Consider the following 20284-nt stretch of genomic DNA (forward strand, 5'->3'; position numbering starts at 1 on the left):
GTGGGCCGCTCGGCACGGGGGCCTCAGTCCATCGCCGCGCGCAACGACGCGGGCCGCATGTCGGTCCACACCTCGTCGACGTGCGCCGAGCACTCGTCCTTGGTGCCCTTGGTGCCCTCGAACCGCCACCCGGCGGGCACGTCGTGGTGCGCGGGCCACAGCGAGTACTGGCCCTCGTCGTTGACCAGGACCTGGTAGGTGATGTCGTCCCTCATGATGCGTTGTTCTCCTCTTGTGCTTTCGCGTACCCGCGCAGAGTCGGGCTGACGGTGACGAAGATCGTGATCAGGACGATGCCCGCCGCGCACACCACCACGGCGGTCCGCGCGGACAGGGCCTCGGTCAGCACGCCGCCGACCAGGGGGCCGGCGGCACCGGCGCCGCCGACGACGACAGCCATCACCCCGCTGAGCCGTCCGCGCAGCTCGTCGGGGGTGAGCAGCAGTTGGTGGGTGCTGATCGTGGTGTTGGCGGTCGGGGCGAGGAAGCTCATCAGGGCGAACAGCGCCCCGAGCAGGTAGGGCGACTCGACCAGCAGCGCCACCGGCACCAGCGCGGACAGCACCCAGAACACCGACGCGATCGACCGGTGCGGCCCGAGCGCGCGGTGCAGCCACGGTGCCGCCAGTGCGCCGAGGACGCCGCCGACGCCGAGCATCGCCGCCATCACGCCGATCTGCGCGCCGGACGCGCCCCGGCCCTCCACCAGCACGATGACGACCACGTAGAACGCGGTGAAGAACAGGTTCAGCACCACCGCGCACAGCGCCGTCACCCGGATCTCGCGGCGGCTCCACACCCACCGCAAGCCTTCGCCGATCGACCGCAGCAGGTGCGGGTGCGACTCGACCGGCGCGGACGGCGGCACCCGGATGAACAGCAGCGCCACGAACGCCACCACGTGCGTGACCAGGTCCACCAGGAACGGCAGCCAGCGGGCCACCGCGAGCAGCACGCCGCCCAGCGCCGTGCCCGTCATCTGCCCCAACGACGACCGCGCGCCGTTCATCGCCACGGCGGTCGCCAGTTGCGACTCCGGCACCAGCCGCGGCAGGCACGCGTCCTCGGCCGGTTCGAACAGCGCCCGGCACACGCCGAGCACCGCGGCGACCGCCAGGAGGTGCGGGATCGTGACCGCGTCGACCCACACCGCGACCACCAACCCGCCCAGGGCGAGCACCTGGACGGCCTCGCAGCACAGCATGATCCGGCGGCGGTCCCACCGGTCGACCAGCGCACCGGCCGGCAGCCCGACCAGCAGCTGCGCGGTGGCGCCCACGGTGAGCACCAGCCCGGACAGCACCGGCGAGTCGGTCAGCACCAGCACCAGCAGCGGCAGGGCCAGCATCGAGGCGCTGAACCCGACCTCGGACAGCGCCTGACCGCCCCACAACAGGGTGTAGTTGCGGTTGCGCGCCAACGACGTCGTCACAGCGCACCCCGGCAGTCCGCGGCGATCGCCCGCAGCGCGGCGGCGAAGTCGGCGGCCACGCCCTCGATCTCCGCGGCCGAGTGCACCGACGGGTAGTAGTACCAGGTGAAGCCGAGCGTCTTGCCCGCCTCGCCCACGACGTCGAGCACGTGGTCACCGGCGTCGGCCGGGTAGTGCTCCTCGCCGACCGCGGGCCGCACCTCCCGGTACAGGCCGGTCGACTCGGCCGAACCGCCGTCGAACTGGCCCAGGTAGTTGAACGACACCGCGGGCCGCCCGCCGTCGGGCACCAGGCCGTGCTGCCGCAGCGCCCCGTAGCCGAACCCGTTGCCGGGCACGGCCCGCAGCTGCCGCCGCACGGCCTTCACCCGATCGCGCCACCCTCCCTCGGGCACCTCCAGCGTCACCGGGAACATCGTGGTGAACCAGCCGACGGTCCGGGAGAGGTCGACGTCCAGCACGTCCTCGCGCCCGTGGCCCTCCAGGTCCACCGCGACCCGCGAGGACCCCGTCCACCTCGACAGCGCCCACGCCATCGCGGCCAGCAGCACGTCGTTGATCCGGGTCCGGTAGGCGGCGGGCGCGCCGCGCAGCAACGCGTCGGTGTCCTCTTCGGAGAGCTCCACGGTCACCGCTTCCGGCGTCCCGGTCGGCTTCCGGAACGGCGGGAACGACTGGGTCCAGTGCTCGACCTCGTCGTCCAGCGCGCCGCCGAGCACGTGCGCCTCCAGCCGCCGCGACCACTCCTGGTACGAGGTGGTCTTGGCGCCCAGGTCCTCGCCCCGGTAGGCGGACTGCAGGTCGTCGAGCAGGATGCGCCACGACACCCCGTCGACCACCAGGTGGTGCGCGACCAGCAGCAACAGCGGCTGGTCGGACTGGAACAGCACGGCCCGCAACAGGGGCCCGGTCGCCAGGTCGAACGACGCGTGCACCTCGTCGGCGACCTTCTCCAGTTCGTCCACACCGTCCACGACGGTGAGCACGTCGACCTCGCCGACGTCGTCGTTGTGCTGCCGCCACACCCCGTCGACCGACGTGAACCGCAGCCGCAGCGCGTCGTGGTGCGCCATCAGCACGCCCAACGCCCGCCGCAACGCCGCCACGTCCACCGCCGGGTCCAACTCGACCAGGTGCGACTGGTTGAAGTGGTGCGGGCTGCGCCGCCCGGAGTGCAGGAACCAGTGCTGGATCGGCGTCAACGGCACCTCGCCCACCACCGGCGCCCGGTCGGCCGCCGAGGAGACCTCCACGGTGACGTGCGGCGCGAGCGACGCCACGGTCTGGTTCACGAACAGGTCGCGGGTGGTGAACCGGTACCCGGCCTGCCGTGCCCGCGCCACCACCTGCATGCTCAGGATCGAGTCGCCGCCGAGGGTGAAGAAGTTGTCCCGCGCACCGACCTTCGGCACCCCGAGCACGTCGGCCCACACCGCCGCCAGCGCCTCCTCCACCGGCCCTTCCGGCGCGACGTACTCGTCGCCGACGAGCGCGCCGAAGTCCGGGTCGGGCAGCCCGGCCCGGTCCACCTTGCCGTTGGGGCTGATCGGCAGGGCGTCCACCGGCATGAACACCGACGGGACCAGGTAGTCGGGCAGCGACTCGCCGAGGAACTCCCTGACCTGCTCGACCCGGAACCGGGCGGCCACCACGTACGCGACGAGCCGCTTGTGGCCCCGCGCGTCCGGCCTGGCCACGACGACCGCTTCCCGCACGTCGGGGTGCCGCAGCAGGGCCGTCTCGATCTCGCCGAGTTCGATCCGGAACCCGCGGATCTTCACCTGGTCGTCGGCCCGGCCGACGAACTCCAGCACACCGGCCGCGTTCCACCGCACCACGTCACCCGTGCGGTACATGCGGGAGCCCGCCGAGGAATCCGACTCGGTGCCGAACGGGTTGGCCACGAACCGCTGCGCGGTCAGCCCCGGCCGGTCCAGGTACCCGCGGGCCAGGCCGACACCGGAGACGTACAGCTCACCGGCCACACCGACCGGCACCGGCCGCAGCTCCGCGTCCAGCACGTGCACCCGCGTGCCGGGGATCGGCCGGCCGATCGGCGGTGCGCCACCGGGCTCCAGCGGTTCGCTCCACGACGTGACGACGGTCGACTCGGTCGGCCCGTAGGCGTTGATCATCCGCCGACCCGGCGCCCACCGGTCGACCAGGTCCGCCGAGCACGCGTCCCCGCCCACCACGAGCGTGCGGAGGGTCGGCAGCGCCACGTCCGGCACGGTGGCCAGCGCGACCGGCGGGATCAACGCGTGGGTCACGCCGAACCCGTTCACCACCTCGGCGAGCTGGTCGCCCAGCAGCGGTCCCGGCGGCGGCACGACCAGCGCCGCGCCCGCCGGCCACGCCATGCACAGCTCCAGCACCGACGCGTCGAAGCTCGGCGAGGAGAACTCCAGCACCCGGTCGCCCGGCGCCACCTCGAAGTGCGCGATCTCGGCCGCCGAGAAGGTGGCCAGGCCCGCGTGCGACACCACCACGCCCTTCGGCCGCCCGGTCGACCCGGACGTGTAGATCACGTACGCGGGCTGCTCCGGCCGCACCCGCACCCGCGGGTCGGTGTCGGGCTGCCCGGACACGTCGACCGGGCCGTCCAGCACGACCAGCGGCCGGGCGTCGTCGAGCATGAACGCGATCCGGTCGGCGGGGTAGTCCGGGTCGACCGGCAGGAACGCGGCACCGGCCTTGAGCACCGCCAGTTCGGACACCAGCAGGTCCACCGAGCGGGGCAGCCGCAGCGCGACGATCCGCTCCGGCCCGGCGCCGAGCCCGATCAGGTGGTGCGCCAACCGGTTCGCCCGCGCGTTCAGCTCCGCGTAGGTCACGTCCACCTCGCCCGTGAGCGCCAACGCGTCCGGCGTGCGCCGGACCTGCGCCTCGACCAGGTCCACGAACCCGGGCCCGTCGACGGCCGGGCCGGACGTGCCCCACGCCGCCAGCAGCTCCCGTTCGGCGTCGGGCAGCACCGGCAACGCCCACAGTGGACGGTCGGGGTCGGCGGTGACACCGGTCAGCAGCACGCCCAGGTGCTCGACCAGCCGCTCGACCGTGCCCGGGTCGAACAGGTCGGTGTTGTACTCGACCGAACCGTGCAGCCCGTCCCCGTCCTCGGTGAACTCCACCGTGAGGTCGAAGCCGGCGCTCACGGTCGGCTGCGCGACGTCCTCCGCCTCCAGCCCCGGGAAGCCCGGCGCCTGCGGCGTGTTCTGCAGCGCCACCACTGCCTGGAACAGCGGCGTGCGGCTGGTGTCGCGGTCGGGCTGCACCGCGTCCACCACCCGTTCGAACGGCACGTCCTGGTGCGTGAACGCGTCCAGCACGGTCTTGCGCGTGCGGGCCAGGAACTGCGGGAACGTCGCCGACGGCTCGATCCGCGCCCGCAGCGCGACCGTGTTGACGAAGAACCCGGCCAGGTTCTGCGTCTCCGGCCGGTCGCGCCCGGACGCCACCGTGCCGACCGCGAAGTCGTCCTGCCCGGACCACCGGTGCAACAGCACCTCGCAGGCCGCCACCAGCGCCATGAACAACGTGCCGTCCGCGGCCCGCGCCAGCTCCCGCAACCGTCGCGTGACGGCGGCGGGCACGGCGAACTCGGTCCGCGCGCCCGCCGTGGTCTGCACCGGCGGCCGGGGTCGGTCCGTGGGCAGCTCCAGCGCGGGCACCCCGGCCAGCTCCTCGCGCCAGAAGTCCAGCTGGTCGTCCAGCGGCTGCTCCCGTTGCCAGGCCGCGAAATCGCCGTACCGGATGGGCAGCGGCGGCAGCTCCTCGCCGCCGTACAGCGCGGCCAGGTCCGACATCAGCACGCCGCCGGACCAGCCGTCGGTGATGATGTGGTGCATCGTCAACGCCAGCACGTGGTCGTCCGGCCCGCGGCGGACCAGCACCGGCCGGAACAGCGGCCCCTCGGCCAGGTCGAACGGCTCCAGCGCGGGCAGCTCGTCCACCACCGGCAGCGTGACGTCGGCCGGCCGCACCACCGCCACCGGCAGCCCGTCCACCGCCGGGAACGTGGTCCGCAGCACGTCGTGCCGCTCGACCAGCGCGGTCAGCGCCCGCTCCAGCCGCGGCACGTCCAGCTCACCGCGCAGCCGCACGGCCAGCGGCGTCACGTACTCGGTCCCGCCGGGCTGGAACTGGTCCAGGAACCACAACCGCTGCTGCGCGAACGACAACGGCGCGTCACCGTCGACCCGGGGGATCACCGCGTCGTGCGACGCGGACCCGGACAGCCGGGCCGCCAGCGCCGCGACGGTCGGGTGGTCGAACAGGTCGCGCGGCGACACGTCGAACCACGACCGCAGCCGCGACACCACCCGGATGCTGGAGATCGAGTCGCCGCCAAGGGTGAAGAAGTTGTCCTCCGCGCCGACCTCGGACAGGCCCAGCACCTCGGCCCACACGTCCGCGACCCGCCGTTCGGCCTCGGTGCGCGGCGCGACGAACCCGCCGTCCGCCGAGGCGTCCCGGGCCGGTGCGGGCAGCGCGACCCGGTCCAGCTTGCCGTTGGCGCTGAGCGGCAACCGCTCCAGGATTACGTACGCGGTCGGCACCATGTACTCGGGCAGCTGCCGCCCGGCGTACTCGCGCAGCTCGGCGGCGGTCACGGGGCCCTCGGGCACGTAGTAGGAGACCAGGCGGTTGTCCCGCAGCACCACGGCGACATGCGCCACGGCGTCGTGCGCGGCCAGCACGGCCTCGACCTCACCCAGCTCGATCCGGAACCCGCGCAGCTTCACCTGCTGGTCGGCGCGGCCCACGAACGCCAGCTGACCGTCGTGGCGGATCCGGACCAGGTCGCCGGTGCGGTACATGCGCGAGCCGGGCTCGCCGAACGGGTCGGCGACGAACCGCTGCGCGGTCAGCCCCGGCCGGTCCAGGTACCCGCGGGCCAGGCCGACGCCGGTGACGTACAGCTCACCGGTGCCGCCGACCGGCACGGGCCGCAGCGCGTCGTCCAGCACGCGCACCGAGGTGCCGGGGATGGGCCGGCCGATCGGTGGCGTGCCACCGGGCTCCAGCGGTCCGCTCCACGACGTGACCACAGTGGACTCGGTCGGACCGTAGGCGTTGACCATCCGCCGGCCGGGCGCCCAGCGCCGCACGAGGTCGGCCGAGGTCGCGTCACCGCCCACCACGAGGGTGCGCAGGGTCGGCAGGCCGTCGTCCGGCACGGTGGCCAGCGCCGCCGGCGGGATCAGCGCGTGGGTGACGCCGCGGTCGGTGGCGAACGCGGCGAGCTGGTCGCCCAGCAGCGGTCCGGGCGGCGGCACGACCAGGGTCGCGCCGGTCGGCAGCGCCAGGCACAGCTCCAGCACCGAGGCGTCGAAGCTGGGCGAGGAGAACTGGAGCACCCGGTCACCCGGCGACACGGCGAAGTGCTCGGCCTCGGCGGCGGAGAACGCGGCCAGCCCGGCGTGCGTGACGACCACGCCCTTGGGCTTGCCGGTCGACCCCGACGTGTAGATCACGTACGCCGCGTGTTCCGGCCTCAGAGCCACGTCCGGCGCTTCGGCGGGCAGCCCCGACACGTCCGGCAGGCCGTCCAGCACGAGCGCCGGCCGAGCGTCGGCGATCATGTAGGTAATGCGCTCCTCGGGGTAGGAGACGTCGACCGGCAGGTAGGCCGCGCCGGCTTTGAGCGTGCCCAGGATCGCGACCACGAGGTCCGGCGACTTCGGGAGCTTCAGCGCCACCACCGCCTCCGGCCCGACGCCCGCCGCGACCAGGTGGTGCGCCACCCGGTTCGCCCGTTCGTCCAGCTCGCGGTAGGTCAGGGTGACGCCCTCGCCGAGCACGGCCACCGCGTCCGGCGTGCGCGCGGCCTGCGCGGCGAACAGCGACGGGAGGGTGCCGGACGCGCTGGACCCGGGGCCCTGCCACACCGCCCGGACCCCGTCGAGGTCGGCGTCGGACAGCCACGGCAGCTCGGACACGCGCCGGCTCGGGTCCGCGCCGATCGCGTCGAGCAGCCGCGACAGCCGGTCGGCCAGCGCCGCGACCGTGCCCGCGTCGAACAGCCGGGGGTCGTAGCCCAGTTCGACGCGCAGTGACTCGTCGTCCACGTAGGCGCGCACGGCGAGCGGGAACGTGGTGGTGTCCAGCCCGTCGACACCGTCGACCGACGGCCCGTCGTCCGGCCCGTCCTGGCCGACCGGGTAGTTCTCGAACGCGAGCAGGCTGTCGAACAAGCGGTTGGTGCCCGAGTCCGACCTGATCTCGGCCAAGCCCTGCACCTGCGCCAGTGACACGAAGTCGAACCGCCGCGACTCCATCTGCGCTTCCTGAAGGCCGCGCAACCACGTGACCACGTCGGCATCGGAGTCGACCGACACTCTGGTGGGCACGGTGTTGATGAACATGCCGACCATCGACTCGACGCCGGGCAGTTCGGCGGGCCGGCCGGACACCGTGCTGCCGAACACCACGTCACGCTGACCGGACGTGCGCGCCAACAGCACCGCCCACGCGCCCTGGACCAGGGTGTTCACCGTCAGGCCGTGCGTGCGGGCGACCGCGTCCAGCCGGTCGGCGGGCAGGTCGACCCGGACCCTCGCGGACGACTCGGCGCGGTGCGCCTGCGCGGGCGGCCGGTCGAACGGCAGGGGAGTGGGGTCGGCGAACCCGGCCAGCAGACCCCGCCAGTGCGCCTCCGCGGCAGTCGGGTCCTGCTCGGCCAGCCACGCCAGGTAGTCGCGGAACGGCCGGCGCGGAGCGGGCTCGACGCCCGCGTACTCGGCCAGCACGTCACCGAACACCTGCGGCGTGCTCCAGCCGTCCAGGACCAGGTGGTGCGAGGTCCACAGCAGGTCGACCTCGGTGTCGGACACGCGACCGATCACCAGCCGCATCAGCGTCGGCCCGGACAGGTCGATCCCGGCCGCGGCGTCGGCGGCGACCAGCTCCTCGGTCACGTCCGCGTAGGTGATCGGCACCCGCACGCCGCGCCGCACGACCTGCACCGGCTCGTCCAGCCCTTCCCAGACGACACCGGAGCGCAGCACGGGGGTGCGGTCCACCACCCGCTGCCACGCCTCGCCCAGCCGGCGCGGGTCGGTCACCCCGGTCAGCCGCACCCGCATCTGGTTGAAGTAGGCCGTGCTCTCGTCCACGAGGTCGTGGAACAGCATCCCCGTCTGGAGCGGGGTGAGCGCGTAGACGTCCTCCACGTCCGGGTCGACGATCCGGTCGACCTGCTCCTGGGTCAGCCGCGCCAGCGGGAAGTCCGACGGGGTACGACCCCAGGCGTCGGGCCGGGCGCAGAACTCCGCGATGCCGCGCAGCGCGTCGAGCATCCGGTCGGCCAGCGCCCGCACCTCGGTCTCGTCGTGCGCCTCGGTGGAGTAGTCCCACTCCACCACCAGCTCGCCGCCGGACACCGCGGCCGTGATGTCGAGCAAATGCGGGCGCACGAAGTCGTCCGGCACCTCCCGACCGTGGTCGGCCTCGGTGACCGCGCCGTCCCACTGGCCCAGGTAGTTGAAGCACACCCGGGGCAGGACGCCGGTCAGGCCGCGGTCGTCGTACCGCAGCGCCTCGTAGCTCAAACCCTTGTCGGGCACGGCGCGCAGCCGTTCCTTCACCGCCTTGAGCGCGGTACCCCAGTCACCCTCGGGCACGTCCAGCTCGACCGGGAACTGGGCGGTGAACCAGCCGACGGTGCGCGAGAGGTCCACGCCGTCGAACAGCTCCTCGCGGCCGTGGCCCTCCAGCGCCACCAGCGCCCGCCCGCCGAACGCCGAGGCGAGCGCGGTCAGGAGCACGTCGTTGACCTGCGTCCGGTATGCCTCGGGCACGTCCCGCAACAGCGCGTCGGTCTCGGCGCGGCTCAGCCGCGCCTCGACGGTGCGCGCCGTGTCCGCCCGGGTCGGCACGCGCTCCTCGACCGGCACCGCCGCCCAGTGCGGCAGGGCCGCGTCGAACCCGCCCTCGCGGACGTGCCGGTTCAGCCGCCGCGACCAGTCGGCGAACGCCGTGGACTTCGGGCTGAGCGTGCCGCCCGCCAGCAGCGCCCGCAGGTCGGACACGATGATCCGCCACGACACCGCGTCGACCACGAGGTGGTGGGCGGTCAGGAACAGCCGCCCGCCGGGAAACAGCACCGCCCGCAGCAGCGGGCCGTGCCGCGGGTCCAGCGACGCGCGGGCGCGTGCGCCTTCGGTGCGCGGGTCGTCGGTCGCGGTCCGGAACACCTCGGCGCCGGTCGTCCCGGGGCTCCCGACCTCGGCGACCTGCTGCCACCACGTGCCGTCCACCAGCGTGAACCGGGTGCGCAGCGCGTCGTGGTGGGCGATGAGGGCGTGCACGGCGTCACGCACCGCGTCGGGCTCGACCTCGCCCACGTCCACGACCACCGACATGGTGAAGTGCGCCTGCGGTTCTCCGTCGACCGCCACGCACTCGCTGAAGAACCAGCGCTGGACCGGGGTGAGCGGGACGGGACCGGTGACGGTTTCGTGGACCTGGCCGGTGTGCTCGGTGGCCACCACCGCCAGGTCCTCGACCGTCTGCCGCAGGAAGATGTCCTTCGAGGTCAGCTTCAACCCCGCCTGGCGAGCCCTGGACACCACCTGCATGCTCAGGATCGAGTCGCCGCCCAGCGCGAAGAAGTTGTCCCGCGCGCCGACCCGTTCGACACCGAGCACCTCGGCCCAGATCTCCGCCAGCCGCGCGGGCACGCCCGGCTCCGGCGCCACGTACCCGGCGTCGTCGGCGAACACCGGCGCGGGCAGAGCCCGCCGGTCCACCTTGCCGCTGGGCGTCAGCGGCAGCGCGTCCAGCGCCACGAACGCCGACGGCACCAGGTAGTCGGGCAGCCGTTGCTTCAGCCACGGCGACAGGTCGGTCGCACCGCCGACGGTGTAGGCGACCAGCCGCTGGTGACCGTGGTGCTCGTGGGCGACGACGGCCGCCTCGGCGACGTCCGGGTGGGCCAGCAGGGCGGCCTCGACCTCGCCGGGTTCGATGCGGTAGCCGCGGATCTTGACCTGGTCGTCGGTGCGGCCGAGGTATTCGAGGAGCCCCGACCCTGTCTGATTGTCGGCTCCGTCGACGGCTAGCCACCGCACGCGGTCGCCGGTGCGGTACATGCGGGCACCCGGCTCGCCGAACGGGTCGGCGAGGAAGCGCTGGGCGGTCAGGGACGGCCGGTCGAGGTAGCCGCGCGCCACCTGGGGACCTGACAGGTACAGCTCGCCCGGGACACCCACGGGCAGCGGCCGGAGGTCGTCGTCCAGCACGTACGCGGTGAGGTTGGCCGTCGGCCTCCCGATCACCGCCCGGTCGCCCACGACCCGCGTGGCGACCGAGTCGACGGTCACCTCGGTCGGGCCGTAGTAGTTGAACACCGAGGTCCGGGACCCGGCCAGCTCACGCCACAGCGGCGTCGGCAGCGCCTCGCCGCCGAGCATCACCACAGCGGGCACGTGGTCGCCGTCGAGCAGCCCGGCGGGCAGCAGCTGACCCACGTAGGACGGCGTCAGGTCGAGGAAGTCGACGCGGTGCCGCCGCACGTAGGCCACCAACGCGTCGGGCTCCAGGCGCACGTCGTCGGTGATCACGTGCAGCTCGTGGCCCGCGGCCATCAGCAGGGGCCCCTCCCACGACGTGTCGAAGGAGAACACGGCGGTCAGCGCGGCCCGCAGGCGACCGAAGCCGGCAAACGCCTCCCGGTGGTCGTGGAACAGGTTCGCCAGCTGCCGGTGCTCGACCACCACGCCCTTGGGCAGGCCGGTGGACCCGGAGGTGTAGATGACATAAGCGGCCTGGTCCGGCCGCACCGCCACCTCCGGCGCGGTGTCCGGGTACCCGGACAGGTCCGGCGTTTCGTCCAGCACCAGCACCGGCTTCGCGTCGGCGATCAGGTACTCGACCCGATCGCGCGGCAGGTCCCGGTCGACGGGCAGGTACACCGCGCCCGCCTTGTGCACGGCCAGGATCGCCACCACGGAGTCCGCCGAGCGCGGCAGCGACACCGCCACGACCCGCTCCGGGCCGGCGCCGTGCGCGAGCAGGTGGTGCGCCAGCCGGTTGGCGCGGGCGTCGACCTCGGCGAAGGTCAGCCGTGTCGGTCCGCACACCAGCGCGGTGGCGTCCGGGGTGCGGGTGGCCTGCTCCTCGAACAGCACCGGGAACGGCGTGTCCGGGACCGCCATCGGCTCGCCCCGCCCGTCCGGTTCGTCACCGAGCAGCAGGGGCACCTCGGCCAGCGGCCGGTCCGGGTCGGCGGTGACGCCCGCCAGCAACGCCACCAGGTGCCGGGACATGCGGTCGATCGTGTCGGCGTCGAACAGGTCGGTGCTGTACTCGACCGCGCCGCGCAGCTCGCCGCCCGACTCGCCGAACTCGAACGTCACGTCGCACGTGGAGGTCAGCAGCGGCGACCCGACCTCCTCGACCCGCAGGCCGGGCAGGTCCGGCAGCGCGCCGCCGGTGTTCTGCAGCAGCACCATCGCGTCGAACAGCGCGTTGCGGCTCGGGTCGCGGTCCGGCCGCACGGCGTCGACCACCCGCTCGAACGGCACGTCCTGGTGCGCGAACCCGTCGCGCACGGTGGTCCGCACGTCGGCCAGGAACTCGCCGAACGACCGGCGCAGGTCCACTGTGGACCGCAGCACGACGGTGTTGACGAACAGGCCGACCACGTCGTCCAGCTCGGCGCGGCCACGCCCGGACACCGCGGTGCCGACCGCGATGTCGTCCTGCCCGGTGTAGCGGGCCAGCAGCGCCTGCGTGGCGGCCACGAGCGCGGTGAACAGGGTGTCACCGCGGTGCGCGACCAGCGACCGCAGCGCCTCGGCGACCGGTGCGGGCACGGTGAACCCGTGCATCGCGCCCGCCGCGCCGCGGACCGCGGGCCGCGGCCGGTCGGTGGGCAGCTCCAGCGGTGGCACCCCGGCCAGCTGCCGGGCCCAGTAGTCGGTCGGCGGCGTCTCGTGCCAGGCCGTGTAGTCCACGTACTGCACGGGCAGCGGCGGCAGCTCCCGGCCCGCGTACAGCGCGCCGAGGTCGCGTGCCAGCACGCCGCTGGACCAGCCGTCGGTGACGATGTGGTGCAGGGCCAGCACGAGAACGTGCTCTTCGGGGGCCACCCGCACCAGCCGCGTCCGCAGCAGGGGACCCCGCCGCAGGTCGAACGGCGTGCTCACCTCCTCGCGGAGCACGTCCTGCCAGGAGCCCTCCTCGACGGTCAGCGGCACCTCGTACGGCTCGTGCACGATCTGCACGCCGTCGTCGAACGTGGTGCGCAGCGACTCGTGGCGGGCCACCAGGCCGTCGAGCGCGCGGCGCAGCGCACCGACGTCCAGCGGGCCGTGCAGGCGCATCGCCATCGGCGCGAGGTACTCGGTGCTGTTCGGCTCGAACTGGTCCAGGAACCACAGCCGCTGCTGGGCGGGCGACTGCGGGTGGACGCCATCACGCGGGATCACCGGGATGGCGTCCACCGCTGTCGTTCCGGAGATCGCGGTGGCGAGTCCGGAAACCGTGGGGTGTTCGAACAGCGCGCGCGGCGAGAGTTGCACCCCGAACGCCGCGCGCAACCGGGAGGTCACCCGGATGCTGAGGATGGAGTCGCCGCCGAGCGCGAAGAAGTCGTCCTCGGCGCCGACCTCGGCCACGCCCAGCACGTCGCCCCAGACCTCGGCGACGATCCGCTCGGCGTCCGTGCGGGGCGCGACGTACTGCCGCACGCGGGTGGGCTCGGGGTCGGGCAGTGCCCGGCGGTCGACCTTGCCGTTGCGGCTCAGCGGCAGCTCGTCGAGCACCACGAACGCCGCCGGGACCATGTAGTCGGGCAGCTCGCGCGCCGCCGTCTCCCGCAGCTCGGCCACCTCGACCGCCCCGGCGGGCACGACGTAGGCGACCAGCCGCTTGACGCCCTGCTCGTCCTGGCGGGGCACCACCACGGCCTCCGCGACCGCCGGGTGCCCGGCCGTTACGGCCTCGACCTCGCCCAGCTCGACCCGGAAACCGCGGATCTTGACCTGGTCGTCGGCCCGGCCGACGAACTCCAGTTCGCCGTGCGCGGTCCACCGCGCCAGGTCGCCGGTGCGGTACATGCGCTCGCCCGGCACGCCGAACGGGTCGGGCAGGAACCGCTGCGCGGTCAGCCCGGGTCGGGCGAGGTAGCCGCGGGCCAGGCCGGCGCCCGAGACGAACAGCTCGCCGACCACACCCGGCGGTACGGGCCGCAGGTCGTCGTCCAGCACGTAGGCGCGCATGCCGTCCAGCGGCGTGCCGATCGGTACCGGGTCCGGCACCGGGTCGGCCGCGGTGAGCACCCGGCGAGTGGCGAACGTGGTGGTCTCGGTGGGGCCGTAGCCGTCGACCACGACGAGGCCGGGGCAGGCGTCCAGCACCCGGCGCACCGCCGCGGCGGGCACCACGTCACCACCGGTCCACACCTCGCGCACGGTCGCCAGGCAGTCCGGTGCCTCCTGGGCCACCGCGCGGAACAGGCCGGCGGTCAGCCACAGGGCCGTGACGCCGCCCTCGGTCACGACCCGGCGCAGCGACTCGGCGTCGAGGTCCTCCGGCGGCGCCACCACCACGGTGCCGCCGCGCAGCAGCGGCACCCACAGCTCATAGGTGGACGCGTCGAACGCCGTGGGCGAGTGCAGGAGGACCCGCTCGTGGCCGCGGTCGAACGCGCGGTCGGACGCCAGGGCCACCACGTCCCGGTGCCGCACCGCCACGCCCTTCGGCGTGCCGGTCGAGCCGGACGTGTGCATGACGTACGCCAGGTTCTCCGGGTGCACCGCGACGCCCGGGTCGGTGTCCGGCTCGTCGGGCGACTCTCCCAGCAGCACCACCGGCCCGTCGTGGACCTCGCGGGCCACGTCGACCCAGCCGGCGTCGGCCAGCAGCACCGAGGTCGAGGTGTCGGTCAGCAGCAGTCGCAGCCGTTCGCGCGGCGCACGGACGTCCAGGGGCACGTAGGCGCCGCCCGCCTTGGCCACCGCGAGGTGGGCCACCACCAGGTCGACCGACCGGGCGGCCAGCAGACCGACCCGGTCATCGGGACGTACGCCCCGCCGCACCAGGGCGTGCGCCAGCCGGTTGGCCCGCGCGTCCAGTTCGGCGTAGTCGAGGGTGACGTCCCCGCACACCACCGCGGGCGCGTGCGGTGTGCTGCGGACCCGGGCGGCGAACAGGGCCGGGACGGTCGTCACCGGGCCGCCCGCGCCGGTGTCGTTCCAGTCGACCAGGACCGCGCGCAGCTCCTCGTCGGTGGCCATCGGCAGCGCGCGCACAGGTCGTTCGGCGTCCTCGGCGATCCCGCGCAACAGCACACCGAGGTGGGTGACGAGCCGTCGCGCGGTGGTCTCGTCGAACAGCGCGGGGTCGTACAGCAGCCGGGCACCGAGGCGGTCGGTCAGGTGCGCCACCAGCGTGAGGGCGAAGTTGGTGCCGTCCTCCACGTGCACCTCGCGCACCCGCACGCCGGTGGTCTCGGTGACCTCGCTGAGCGGGTAGTTCTCGAACACCACCGCGCTGTCGAACAGCCGCGTGCCCACCCACTGGCGCACCTGCGCCAAGGACACGAAGTCGAACCGCCGCGACTCGCTCTGCTCGGCCTGCAGCTCCCGCAGCCACGCCACCGCGTGGGCGTCGCCGTCCACGCCCACCCGGACGGGCACGGTGTTGATCAGCATGCCGATCATCGACTCGACGCCGGGCAGCTCGGCGGGCCTGCCGGACACGGTGCCGCCGAACACGACGTCCCGCTCGCCCGAGTGCCGCGACAGCAGCAGCGCCCACAGGCCCTGCACCACCGTGTTGATGGTCAGCCCGTGACGCCGCGCCGTGTCGCGCAGCGCCGCCGATTCCTCGGCGGTCAGCTCCAGCCGCACCACTTCGGTCCGTTGCGCGCGGTGCTCCTCGGTGGGCAACCGGTCGAACGGCAGCGGCGTCACACCGTCCACACCGGACAGCGACGAGCGCCAGTGCGCCTCGGCCTCGGCCGGGTCCTGCTCGGCCAGCCAGCCCAGGTAGTCGCGGAAGGGCCGGCGGGCCGGCGGCGCGGGCACGTCACCGGTGGTGATCGCCCGGTAGTGCTCCAGCACCTCGGCGAACACCTGCGCGGTGCTCCAGCCGTCCAGCAGCACGTGGTGCGAGGTCCACACGACCTCGACCCGGTCGTCGGCCAGTGGGGTGATGCCCACCCGCATCAGCGGCGCCACCGAGAAGTCGAACCGGTCGGACGGCTCGTCCCCGCCCGTCACCGCGAGCTCGACCCGTCGGTGCACCACCTGGACGGGCTCGTCCACGCCCTCCCACACCACGGAGGTGCGCAGGACCGGCGTGCGGTCGACCACCCGCTGCCACGCCCGCGCCAACGCCCCCGGGTCGCCCACGCCGTCCAGCACGAGCCGCATCCGGTCCACGTAGGCGCCGGGCTCGACCAGGCTGTGGAAGACCATGCCCGCCTGCAACGGGGTGAGCGGGTAGATGTCCTCGACCTCGGGGCCCGCGATGGCGTCGACCTGCTCCTGGGTGAGCTTCGCCAGCGGGAAGTCCGACGGCGTGCGGCCGCCGACACCGGGCTGGGCGCAGTGCGCCACGATCTCCCGCAACGCGTCGAAGGTCCGCTCGGCCAACCGCCGCACGGTCTCCTCGTCGTGGACGTGCTCGGAGTACTGCCAGCTCAGCTCCAGCTCGCCGCGTTCGACGAGACCGGTCACCTCCAGCAGGTGGGTGCGCTTGGCGTCGGCGGGCAGGTCCGCGCCCACCGCGTCGCGCCTGGCCCGGTAGAAACCGCCGTCGGCCACGTCGAACCGGCCGTGGTAGTTGAACGAGACCTGCGGCAGCTCACCGCCGCCCAGCGCCTCGAAGCTCAGCCCCCGGTGCGGCGCCGCGCGCAGCGACTCCTTGACCGACTTCAGCGTCCGGCCCCAGTCGTCGCTCGTCGGCAGCACCACCGGGAACTGCGTGGTGAACCAGCCGATCGTGCGGTTGAGGTCGACGCCGGCCAGCAGTTCCTCGCGGCCGTGGCCTTCCAGCGCGACGGTGACCGCGTCCCGCCCGGTCCACTCGGCCAGCGCCCGCCCGAGCGCGCTGAGCAGCACGTCGTTGACCTGCGTCCGGTACACCGGCGGCACGGCGGTCAACAGCGCGTCCGTGGTCTCCCGGTCCAAGCGCACCGACACCACGCGCGCCGAACCGGCGGTGTTCGCGCCGTCCCGGTCGACCGGCAGCGCCTCGGGCGCGGGCAGCGCGTTCCAGTGCTCCCGCGCGCCGTCCAACGCCCCGGACCGCACGTGCTCGGCCAGCCGGTGCGCCCACTGCGTGAACGGCGTGCCGACCGGCTCCAGGGGCACACCCCGGTAGGCCTGCTCCAGGTCGCCGAGCAGGATCCGCCACGAAACCCCGTCCATCGCCAGGTGGTGCACGGTGAGCAGCAGCTTCGGCCGTGCGCCGGGGAAGAACACCGCCCGCAGCAGGGGGCCGGAGCCCAGGTCGAGGCTGCGCTGTGCGTCCAGCGTCGCGGTCTCGACGTCCGTGTCGGCCTCGACCCGGAACACGTCGGCCTCGCTGCCCGCGACCTCCTGCGTCCACTGCCCGTCGGCATCGCGGAACCGCAGCCGCAGCGCGTCGTGGTGCCCGACCACGGTCCGCACGGCGTTCCGCAACGCCTCGGCGTCCACCGCCGGCTCCAGCTCGACCAGCAGCGACATGGTGAAGTGCGCCAACGGGCCGTACTCGGTGAAGAACCACCGCTGGATCGGGGTGAGCGGTGCCGGGCCGGTGAACACGGGTTCCGGCGCGGTCTCGGTGGCCGCCGACACCACCAGCGCCAACTCGGCCACGGTCTGGTGCCGGAACACGTCCCGCGAGGCCAGGTGCAGCCCGGCCTGCCGAGCCCGGGACACCAGCTGGATGGATAGGATCGAGTCGCCGCCCACCGTGAAGAAGTTGTCCTCGACGCCGATCCGCGTCACGCCGAGCACCTCGGCCCAGATCCGGGCCAGTTCGGCTTCCACCGGCGTGCGCGGCGCGACGAACTCGCCTTCGGAGGTCGCCTCGGGCGAGGGCAGCGCGGCCTTGTCCAGCTTGCCGTTGGCGGTCAGCGGTAAGCGATCCAGCTCCACGAACGCCGAGGGCACCGAGTACTCCGGCAACGAGCGCCGCAGGTGGTCCCGCAGTTTCGCGGGCCCGGTCGTGACGACGTAGGCGACCAGCCGGGTGTGACCGTTGTCCTGCCGTGCGACCACCGCGGCCGCCCGCACCTCCGGGTGGCTCAGCAAGGCGGCCTCGACCTCGCCGGGCTCGATCCGGAACCCGCGGATCTTGACCTGGTCGTCGGTGCGGCCCAAGTATTCGAGGAGCCCCGACTGTGTCTGATTGTCGGCTCCGCCGACGGCCAACCACCGGACCTTGTCACCCGTGCGGTACATCCGGGTGCCGGGTTCGCCGAACGGGTCGGCCAGGAAGCGGTCGGCGGTCAGGCCGGGCCGGTCCAGGTAGCCGCGGGCGACCTGCGGTCCCGCGATGAACAACTCGCCGGGCACGCCGATCGGCAACGGCCGCAGGTCCTCGTCCAGCACGCGGGCGGTGAGGTTGGCCAGCGGTCGGCCGATGACCGGGCGGTGGCCGGTGATCAGGCAGGACACCGCGTCGACCGTGGTCTCCGTCGGCCCGTAGAAGTTGTAGGCCTCGACGTCCGCGCGGGCCAGTTCCCGCCACAGCGCCGCGTCCAGCGCCTCGCCGCCGAGCATCAGCACCCTGGGCCGGTGCGCGCCGTCGAGCAGCCCGGCGGGCAGCAGCTGCCGCACGTACGACGGGGTGAGGTCGAGGAAGTCGATCCGGTGCTCCCGCACGTACCGCACCAGCTCGGTGGGCTCCAGCCGCACCTCGTCGGTCAGCACGTGCAGCTCGTGGCCGTCGGCCATGAGCAGCGGGCCCTCCCACGACGTGTCGAAGGAGAACACGGCGGACACCGCGACCCTCATGTGCTCGCGGGCGAAGTCCTCGCGGTGGTTGTGCAGCAGGTTCACCAGCTGCCGGTGCTCCACCACGACGCCCTTGGGCTTGCCGGTGGAACCGGACGTGTAGATCACGTACGCCGCGTGGTCCGGCCGCGGACGCACGTCCGGCGCGGTGTCGGGCAGGTCGGAGGTGTCGACCGGGGCGTCGATCACGTGCACCGCCCCGGAGTCCTCCAGCAGGTAACGCCGGCGTGCCTCGGGCAGCCCCGGGTCGACGGGCAGGTACACCGCGCCCGCCTTGAGGACGCCCAGGATGCCGATGACCGACTCGACGCCGCGCGGCAGCGACAGCGCGACGACCTGCTCGGGGTCGACGCCCTCGCGCAGCAGGTGGTGCGCCAGCCGGTTCGCCCGCGCGTCGACCTCGGCGAAGGTGAGCCGGGTCCCGGCGCAGACCAGCGCCGTGGCGTCCGGCGTGCGGCGGGCCTGTGCCTCGAACAGCGCGGGGAACGTGGTGTCCGGCACGGCGACCGCCGCGCCGCGACCGTCGGGCTCGTCGCCGATCAGCAGCGACAGCTCGGCCATCGGCCGGTGCGGGTCGGCGGTGATGCCCGCCAGCAGCACGAGCAGGTGCCGCGTCAGCCGGTCGACCGTGGCGGCGTCGAACAGCTCGGTGCTGTACTCGACCAGGCCGTGCAGGCCGTCGTCGGTCTGGGTGAAGTCGATGCTCAGGTCGAAGTTGGCCCACTCGCGGGTGAGCGGGTACTCCTCGACGTGCAGGCCCGGCAGTTCCGGCATCGCGCGGCCCGCGTTCTGGAGGACCACCATCACGTCGAACAGCGGGGTCCGGCTCGGGTCGCGGGACGCGCCCACCGCTTCCACCACCCGGTCGAACGGCACGTCGTCGTGCGCGAACGCGTCCAGCGCGGTGCGGTTGACCTGGGCCAGGAACTCGGCGAACGACCGGGAAGTGTCCACAGTGGATCTGAGCACCACGGTGCCGACCAGGAAGCCGACCAGCCCGGCCAGCTCGGGCCGATTCCGGCCGGTGGTGACGGTGCCGATCGCGATGTCGTCCTGCCCGGTGTAGCGGGCCAGCAGCAGTTGGCAGGCGGCGGTCAGCGTGGTGAACAGCGTGGTCTCGTTCACCCTGGCCAGTTCCGCCAGGTCACCGGCCAGCCGGGCGGGCACGGTGAACTCCAGCGTCGCGCCCGCCGACGTGCGCTCCGCCGGCCGCGGCCGGTCGGTGGGCAGGTCCAGCGGCACGACACCGGCCAGCCGGTCGACCCAGAACCCGGTGTCCACCGGCCGCCCCCGCTGCCAGACGGCGTAGTCGGCGTACTGCAACCGGGGCTCGGGCAGTGTCTCGCCGCGGTACAGCGCACCCAGTTCCTCGGTCAGCACGCCGAGCGACCAGCCGTCCACGACGATGTGGTGCGAGGTCAGCAGCAGCACGTGCGCGTCGGCGGACTCGGTTGACAGCGCGGCCCGGAACAGCGGGCCGCGCCGCAGGTCGAACGGCTGGTCCAGCACCGCGCGCAGGTCCTCGGTGGGCACCAGGTCGAGCGGGACGTCGTCGTGCACGACCTGCACCGGGCGCCCGTCCATCTGGTCGAACGTGGTGCGTAGCGATTCGTGCCTGCGCACCAACCCCCGTACGGCCTCGGCCAGCCGGGCGACGTCCAGCGGACCGGTGAACCGCAACGCGATCGCGCTGGTGTACTCGGTGCTCTCGGGCTGGAACTGCGCCAGGAACCACAGCCGCTGCTGACCGGCGGACAGCGGCAGCGGCTCGTCCCGCGGCGCGGGAGGGATGACGTCGACCTTCGGCGCGGCGCGGCCGGCGAGCCGCTGGCGGAGCTTCTCGCGCAGGTGCTCCGGCAACGCGGAGATGCGGTCGTTCTTGGAGGTGGTCATG

3 protein-coding genes are annotated in these 20284 nt (G+C 73.6%); all 3 read right to left on the reverse strand.

Annotation, left to right across the window (positions count from 1 at the left end):
- Nucleotides 1-23: 23 nt before the first annotated feature.
- The 3 genes from A6A25_RS24855 to A6A25_RS24865 are packed head-to-tail and all read right to left on the reverse strand — an operon-like array spanning nucleotide 24 to nucleotide 20283.
- Nucleotides 24-215 (reverse strand): MbtH family protein, encoded by a 192-nt coding sequence (locus A6A25_RS24855; RefSeq protein WP_053721198.1) that lies wholly within the window; start codon nucleotides 213-215, stop codon nucleotides 24-26.
- Nucleotides 212-1432, reverse strand: coding sequence for an MFS transporter (locus A6A25_RS24860; RefSeq protein WP_073893775.1), 1221 nt, complete (start codon nucleotides 1430-1432; stop codon nucleotides 212-214). Before A6A25_RS24860 ends, A6A25_RS24855 begins: the two co-directional genes overlap by 4 nt.
- Nucleotides 1429-20283: a non-ribosomal peptide synthetase gene (locus A6A25_RS24865; RefSeq protein WP_073893777.1), complete on the reverse strand. Its 18855-nt coding sequence runs from the start codon at nucleotides 20281-20283 to the stop codon at nucleotides 1429-1431. The genes A6A25_RS24860 and A6A25_RS24865 overlap by 4 nt, the downstream gene beginning before the upstream one ends.
- Between the last annotated feature and the right edge of the window lies 1 nt (nucleotide 20284).

It is taken from the genome of Saccharothrix sp. CB00851 (genome assembly GCF_001905065.1).
GTDB lineage: Bacteria > Actinomycetota > Actinomycetes > Mycobacteriales > Pseudonocardiaceae > Actinosynnema.